Here is a 7,870-nt window from a genome sequence, read left to right as displayed (position 1 = left end):
ATATATGTGTGATTAGGGCCAGGTTTATTGTAAATCTTTAGTCACCGAGAGATTGCTGTTAAAACCTGCCCTTCCAGGGTTGGTGTAGTTCACTTAGTTAACTGTTTCATCCCACACTCCTTTGAAAAAAAGGCAATTTTGCCTTGCACTAACTTTAATTATGTGCTTTTATACAGATCAAGTAGGCTAAGTAGTAGCAAGAACTCTTGCCTTGGAATTGTTTAATTCTTTTCAAATTTGCAAATTTCAAGGATAAGGGCGTATCTAATACAATCGTTACATCACTGATTCTTTTCTTGGGTGTTTTCTACAGGGCTTCACTCCCCTGTCTGATTGTGTGCCAACTAAATTTATTTCTCAAACTCAGTACACAATCTTGACACTTGACAGACTTTGTTTCAAAAATCTCAATCTAATTTGAATAGGCGTCAGTGCATCCCCGCCAAAAGACTCACTAACGCCATTCATCAAACACCTTATACATAACTTAATCATGACACAAAATACTCAATACAACGATCCCCAACCCAAAATAAGCGCGATCGCCTACAAAAAACGTCTAAATGCTTGGGCGATCGTGCGCGTACTTCCAGATATGCAAAGGGTTCTTGTCGCCAGATTTCGCAGTCGTTCTGATGCAGACGGGCATTTGCAACGTCTACGTCAGTTGTCGCCTGATACTAACTTTATGGTTGTGTTTGATTTTGAATCAGACGAAGCTCTGAATTAAAGTTCTCAAATAGCGAAGCGGCAATAGAATCGCTTCGCTAACATATCTTGTGAAAGTGAAGGTGCACTCAGACAGAATTAAATACACACATTTTTACCCTAAACCTGTCTTTTCTCTTTCCCAGGCTCCAGCCTGGGAAAGCATTGATTGAGGCTCCGCCTTCGTGAGGCAAAAAATAGCCTAAGTGATTTTCGGCTCTTTGACTAATTTTGCTGTTGTAGCCTATTGAGTGCCTCCAGTGTAACTAGAGCTAACTGCAATATTAAGTAGAAGCGCGATCGCTCCGATTAATTCCTCTGGTTCTAGAGGTTTGGAGATGTGGTGTTGAAATCCAGCAGCGATCGCCTGTTGCCGATTCAGTTCACCAGCATAGGCAGTCAAGGCAATTGCCGGAGTTTGTCCACCTTGTTCAACAGCCCAAGCTCTTACTTGCTCGATCAGCATATAACCATTCATTTCTGGCATAGCGATGTCACAGACTAAGATGTCGAATTGTGACTTTTGTAAAATTTCCAATGCTTCTTGTGCTGATGCGGCTGTAGTTACTTGTGCGCTAGCAGTTGAAAGTACAAAACTAATTAGTTCGCGGGAATCTGGTTCATCGTCTACAACCAAGATTTGAACTCCACTCAAATTGGGTGAATCGTGTAACGCATTATCATTCTGGTTTGGCTGCACGGTTGTACTTAGCAGTGGTAGCCTAACGGTAAATTTTGCTCCTTGCTCTTCTCCAGGGCTTTGTGCACGCACAGATCCACCGTGCATTTCAACAATATGACGCACGATCGCCAATCCCAATCCTAACCCACCAAATTTGCGGGTGATTGTGCCATCGGCTTGCCGAAAGGTATCAAACACGTAGGGCAGAAATTCAGGGCTAATTCCCTTGCCTGTATCCTTAACTGTGATTTGTGCCTCAGTTCCAACATATTCCAGCTTGACGTGAACTTGTCCACCAGTAGGAGTAAATTTCACTGCATTAGTGAGCAGATTCCACACAACTTGTTGCAGCCGATTTGGATCGCCCATCACTTGTTTGCTTGTCGGCTCCAATTCTGTTTGAATTTGAATAGATTTCGCCTCTGCTGCCAAACGCACTGTTTCTTTGGCTGCTTCAATCGTCACAGCTAAATCCACCGGACACACATTCAAGGTCATTTTACCTTGCAAAATGCGGGAAACATCGAGCAAATCTTCGATTAGTTGAGTTTGCAGTTTGATATTGCGCTCAATAGTTTCGAGAGCAAGCGCTGTTTTTTGTCGATCCACTTTTCCAGTTCGCAGCAATCTTGTCCAACCGAGAATGGGGTTCAGCGGAGTTCGCAACTCGTGAGAAAGAACTGCTAAAAACTCATCTTTGACTCTGTTGGCAGATTCAGCAGTTTCGCGGGCGACTCGCTCGCGCTCTAGCAATTGTTCTCTTTCGGCTTCGGCAACTTTGCGCTCAGTAATGTCTAAAAATGCCCCGATCGCTCCCCGACTTTTGCCTTGTTCATCAAAAAGAGGAGCGGCATAACCATATAAATTAAATAAAGTACCATCATGCCGCAGAATATCAACTTCTGCCCCTTCCACTTCTACACCATGAATGGCGGCATAACGCAAGGGAGTTTCTGCTGGTGAGAGTTTTCGTCCATTACGGAAAACTTGGTAGGAAAGACTGGAACTACCTGAGGGTGGGGTATAAGAAGCGTTTTCACCGTTGGCAATTCCCAAAATTTGGGCAAAAGCAGGGTTGGCTCGAACATTTTTGAACTCTAAATCTTCAGCAATGAGAATGCCGATGGGAATTACCTCAAACAGAGTTTGCAGTTCGTCAACTCGCTTTTGCAAGTCTCGGTTGAGAGCAGCAATTTTTGCTTCGGCTCGCTTGCGATCGCTAATATTGAGAAAATAGATCGCAAGTCCGCCTGGAAAGGGGTAAGCACGCACGGAAAACCAAGCATCAAAGGGAGGGTAGTAATCTTCCAGTTCTAGAGGTTCCTCTTGGGCGATCGCTCGTTTGTACAACGTGCCAAAACTGGTTTCTGCTAGTTCTGGAAACTCTTCCCAGACATTCTTGCCAAGCAGTTCTTTTCGGGAGCGCCCCAGTGTTCGAGTACCTTCATAATTTACGTAGGTAAAGCGCCACTCGCGATCAAAGGCGATAAAACCGTCGGTGATGCTTTCCAAAATTTTGGTGATTTGCTCTTGAGCAGTTTCCGCTTCCACTCGTGCTGCTTGCTCCCGAATCAGGAGTTGTTCGCGTTCTTGTTGTGCGTTGTTGCGATCGCGTAGTGCAGCTTGCTGTTCGGTGATATCTATGGCAACTCCTCCCACCATAGCCTGCTCAGATGAATTTAAGATCGGGAACTTATAGACGAGAAATTCGCCCACTGTACCATCCGGGCGAGGTGCAGTCTCAATTGCTTCTACAACTTGATTGGTTCTGGCAACAGTCCTAATATTTTCAAAAAACTGCTGGGCAAATTCAGGATCATAAATCTCAAAAATGCTTTTCCCGATCGCATCGCTTTCAGAAAACTTGAACATTCGGAAATAAGTCGGGTTGAGGTAAATAATACGACCATTAACATTCGTAATCCAAGCGGCGGCAGGACTATGAGCCATAAAAGCTTGAAAGCGCTCCTCACTTGCTCGCAGTGCTTCCTCCGCTTCATACTGTAGGGTTACATCACCACTAGTTACAATCGCCAAAATGACATCACCCGTCTTATTGCGTACAGGAGTGCCTCCGTACTCAGCCACCCAGCATTTGCCCGTATCGAGGCGATGCAACCGCAATCGCCTTCTAGAAAAAACTTCACCAGCTAAAGCGCGAGATATTGGCCAGTCTGCCAAGGCTACAGGACTACCATCTAATTCTTGCACCTCGAACAGGTTAGCAAAAAACTCTACAGGTTGGCGCACTTCTTCAACAGACTGGAAACCATGCATAGCCAAAGCGGCTGGATTAAACATCAAGACGTTGCCTTGCGGATCGACCATTACCAATCCTTCGGTCATGCTATTAATTACTGCTTCTAATTGCGCTAAGTTAGTTTCCAGTGCTTCTTCTGCATATTTGCGATCGCTAATGTCGATATTTACACCCAAAAACCGCTCAACTTGTCTGTGAGGATTGCGAATTACTTGTCCTATCGAGGCCAGCCAGCGGATCGAACCATCTGCTCGAATAATCCGAAACTCGTCATAATAATCCTCTCCCTGGGCAAAGATTGCTTCTACATTCTGCATTGTCCGTTCGCGATCACCCGGATGGATAAAATCAGCCCAAGCCTTGATCCCAGGCTGTTCGCAATTGTGTTCCAATCCTAATAAGCGCCAAATACCTTCTGACCAGGATACTTCATTCGTTTGCAAATTCCATTCCCAGGTGCCAACATTGGCTGCCCGTTGTGCCAATCGCAATCGTTGCTCGCTCTGTTGCAATGCTGCTTCTGCCCGTTTGCGCTCTGTGATGTCGCGAGAAATGGCGATCGCGCCTTCAATACCTTGATCTGGATGCTGCAATGGAGTCAAGATATACTCGTAGTAATGCATCCCATTGGTGGCAAGATACGCAGTTTCACCCCGAAGTGGCTGCCCGGTTGAAATCACGGTTTGGATTTGCGTATCAAATCGTTCTATTATTTCAGTAATATCTACAGGAAAGCTTAATTCTCGCCCAGTCTTTCCCACAAAATCCTTTGGCTGCAAACCTAAGACTGCGGCTCCACCTTCACTGATGTAGCGGTAACGACCAGTGCGATCGAAAATATAGATGTGATCTACTGAAGCCGAGAGAATTGCTTCTAGAATCTTTGCCTGTTCTTGAAGTTGGTTTTCTTGGGCTTGTTTGCATTCAGAGAGTGCAGTTTGACACTCAGTAATATCTTCTACCGTGTTTACTGAACCGATGAGATTTCCTTGGCGATCGCGCAACTGTGAAGATTTCACCTGCACCCATCGAATCGCTCCCTGGGGAGACTGGAAACAGCATTCACGGCAAAACTCGCCTTCTGTAAATACTCGCTCCACCCACGCAGCCATGACAGATTCCCGCTCATCAGGATGAAGAAACTGCACCCAACTTTCCCCTAAAATTTCTTCAACCCCAAAACCGCATACTGATTGAACAATTGGATTAATGTAGGTACAGCGTCCTTGAGTATCTGTCGAAAAAATACCTACTGGACAACAAATGCTCAAAGCTTGAAAAAAGTCTGCGTTTTGCCCTAGTAAATTCTCTGGCTGGTGATGTTCATAGTTGTTTTGGGATTGCCTCTGCATATGCTGCAATTTTAGGTGGGGGACATAACCCGATAATTACATAGAAATATCAATATTAAACGACCGTTTCTTAATAACCGTAGGGTGGGCATTGCCTGTAACGTCAAAATAAGGTTTTGAGTCAAATCTAAGCAATGCCCACCTTACAAAAATCGTTGGTGCAAGATGTGAAAATATTGATTGTGTTTTCTTAATAACCGTAGGGTGGGCATTGCCTGTAACGTCAAAATAAGGTTTTGAGTCAAATCTAAGCAATGCCCACCTTACAAAAATCGTTGGTGCAAGATGTAAAAATATTGATTGTGTTTTCAAAATCAAAGTATATTGAGCGATCGCATTAGCCACAGAATTCTAAAAATTATGCAGGAGGTTTTCCTTTGTTGTGATTAAAAGCAAAGAATACCTCAAAAAATAAGCAAAAATATATAATTTACCAACTCATCAAATCTTCATGCCTAATTGAAGTACAGTTTATTTCTTACAAGGAAACTGATGGGAATACTAAAGTAAATCGGGTTGAGCAAGGTAGTTACTTATGAGTCAAAAATGTTCTATCTCCAAGACTTGTGCTTGTCACAACGTTGCAGGGTGCGATACTAAAGAAGCAGGCAGAATTTTTCTCTGGTTTCCTGTTTTACATACCCTGAAAAAAGTCACCTCCTATCTGCAACAGTCTTCCCTTGAGTATGAACTAATGCACGAGCGACCAGGTCTGAGTTTAGATTGTAAACCCGGACAGACTCAAGAAATTGCCCGCCATCTGGCTCAACTACTTACACCGAGAGAATTAAGAGAAACGCAAGTTCTATTTATTCGAGGCGCTATCCAACCTCAGCTTCAGGATTTTAGTGACATCGCCTCATTGCAACGTTTCATTAAGTTCAGCCAGTCAAACTGGTTAGTTGAGATGCTGACAACAGAGAGCTTCACCAGTCACTTTCAACCAATCGTCTCAATGAGGGATACATCTCAGATTTATGGTTACGAATCGCTGCTGCGGGGATTGGATGAAAAAGGCAATTTAGTGCCACCTGGGCCTATCCTAGAATTAGCAACTGAAGCCGGACTCTTGCCACAACTCGATCGAATTGCTCGCCTCAGCGCGATCGCTAACTTCAGCCGCCACCAAGTTAGAGGGCAAATCTTTATCAATTTTACACCCACAGCGCTTTACGACCCTGTTTCTTGCCTGCGCACTACTGTAGAGGCAATCGATCGAGCAGGCATTTCCCATGAGCAAGTTGTCTTTGAAGTCGTAGAGTCAGACAATCCTCAAGATTTAGATCATCTTAAGGCAGTACTGCAATACTACCGAGATGCTGGTTTTTTAGTAGCTCTTGACGATCTCGGCTCTGGCTATTCCGGGCTGAATTTGTTACACCAGTTACGCCCAGACTTTATCAAGTTGGACATGGGGTTAATTCGAGATGTACATCAGGACTTATACAAAGCTTCGATTACCGAGAAGTTGTTAGAGATTGCTCAAAAGTTAGATATCCAAACAGTTGCTGAAGGAATTGAGTGTATCGAGGAACTGCATTGGCTGCAAGAACGAGGCGCAAATTTCGCTCAAGGATACTTGATTGCTAAACCTAGTGCAGTACCTGTCAGTGCAACCCCTCACTTTGAGACAAGCACGTTAACTGTAGCACCCCATTGTCAGCTAGTTGAGCAGCCTGTTCAACATCAAACTGAGTCTGAGCGAGTTGTTGCTGCCGTGACTCAGCATATCCGCTGCTCGTTAGAATTAAACGAGATCTTGCAAACTACAGCAGCCGAAGTGCGACAGCTTTTTGAGGTAGATAGAGTAGTAATCTATCAGTTTGAACCAGACTGGAGTGGCTCGGTTGCCGTAGAATCCGTAGCTGAAGGGTATATGTCGATTTTGGGATTTCACGTGATGGATACGTGTTTTCAATCTACCCATGCAGCTTACTACCAACAAGGTAACACTAGAGCAATTGAAGACGTAGAAACTGCGGGATTGTCACCGTGTCACCTTAACCTGTTGCGGAGTTTGCAAATCCGGGCAAATCTGATCGTGCCGATCTTGCAACAAGAACGCCTATGGGGACTATTGATCGCTCACCAATGCCATAATTCCAGAAAATGGCAGCAATCGGAGATTAACTTATTTAACCAGTTAGCAAGTCAAGCGGCGATCGCCATTAAACAATCGGAACTTTACCATCAATTACAAAAAGCAAATCAAGAATTACAGCGCCTTGCCTCTTCGGATGGTTTGACTTTAGTGGCAAATCGACGCTGCTTTGATGACACGCTCAAGGCAGAGTGGGAGAGGCTAGCGCGAGAGCAAGCCCCGCTATCTTTGATTTTGTGTGATGTAGATTGTTTTAAGCTTTACAACGATACCTATGGACATCTGGCGGGGGATGATGCACTGAGATCTGTCGCCAAGGCACTAGAGACAGTTAAACGCCCGGCTGATTTAGTTGCTCGCTATGGTGGAGAAGAGTTTGCAGTCATTTTACCTAATACTGATGTCGAAGGTGCCATTATAGTGGCAACAGAGATTCAAAGCAATGTTAGCGCCTTAAAATTGCCTCATCCAAATTGTCAAGTCAGTGAATACATCACCGTAAGTCTTGGTGTAGCAACCATCACTCCTCATAGTCAATCATCTCCCGCAACTTTAATTGCTGCTGCCGATCGCGGACTCTATCAAGCAAAAGCACAAGGGAGAAATTGTATGGTACAGATAAACTGTAAAGATAGTGACACTAAATCTCTCCTCTGGCAAAAGCATTGAATTTGTCTCAGGTATGTGGGCGATCGTCCATGATTCTGAATTAAAGTTTTAAAAGTTTTGGGCGAATAGAATTCGCTACTACACAAACTAAGTGTGCC

At 44.3% G+C, this 7,870-nt stretch carries 4 protein-coding genes; 2 read left to right on the top strand and 2 right to left on the bottom strand.

Annotation, left to right across the window (positions count from 1 at the left end; all coding sequences use genetic code 11):
• Positions 1-493: 493 nt before the first annotated feature.
• Positions 494-730, top strand: coding sequence for a hypothetical protein (locus tag UYC_RS0113725; RefSeq protein ID WP_016876407.1), 237 nt, complete (start codon positions 494-496; stop codon positions 728-730).
• Between the two features lie 222 nt (positions 731-952).
• On the opposite strand, the gene UYC_RS0113720 is transcribed toward UYC_RS0113725, so the two are convergent.
• Positions 953-5,002 (bottom strand): PAS domain S-box protein, encoded by a 4,050-nt coding sequence (locus tag UYC_RS0113720; protein ID WP_016876406.1) that lies wholly within the window; start codon positions 5,000-5,002, stop codon positions 953-955.
• 36 nt (positions 5,003-5,038) lie between these two features.
• Entirely contained in the window at positions 5,039-5,347 is a 309-nt protein-coding gene (locus tag UYC_RS0113715) for a hypothetical protein (protein WP_016876405.1), read from the bottom strand.
• A 190-nt stretch (positions 5,348-5,537) separates the two neighbouring features.
• Here UYC_RS0113715 and UYC_RS0113710 point away from each other — a divergent pair, with 190 nt between their 5' ends.
• Positions 5,538-7,772, top strand: coding sequence for an EAL domain-containing protein (locus UYC_RS0113710; protein WP_016876404.1), 2,235 nt, complete (start codon positions 5,538-5,540; stop codon positions 7,770-7,772).
• Positions 7,773-7,870 lie beyond the last annotated feature (98 nt).

The sequence above is a fragment of the Chlorogloeopsis fritschii PCC 6912 genome (genome assembly GCF_000317285.1).
In the GTDB taxonomy this organism is placed as follows: Bacteria; Cyanobacteriota; Cyanobacteriia; order Cyanobacteriales; family Nostocaceae; genus Chlorogloeopsis; species Chlorogloeopsis fritschii.
This window is presented reverse-complemented; position numbering and strand designations above follow the sequence as displayed.

What these genes read in the sequence shown, in the direction of transcription:
- UYC_RS0113725 (WP_016876407.1), top strand. Translation starts at nt 494, where the DNA reads ATGACACAAAATACTCAATACAACGATCCCCAACCCAAAATAAGCGCG.
- UYC_RS0113720 (WP_016876406.1), bottom strand. Translation starts at nt 5,002, where the DNA reads ATGCAGAGGCAATCCCAAAACAACTATGAACATCACCAGCCAGAGAAT.
- UYC_RS0113710 (WP_016876404.1), top strand. Translation starts at nt 5,538, where the DNA reads ATGAGTCAAAAATGTTCTATCTCCAAGACTTGTGCTTGTCACAACGTT.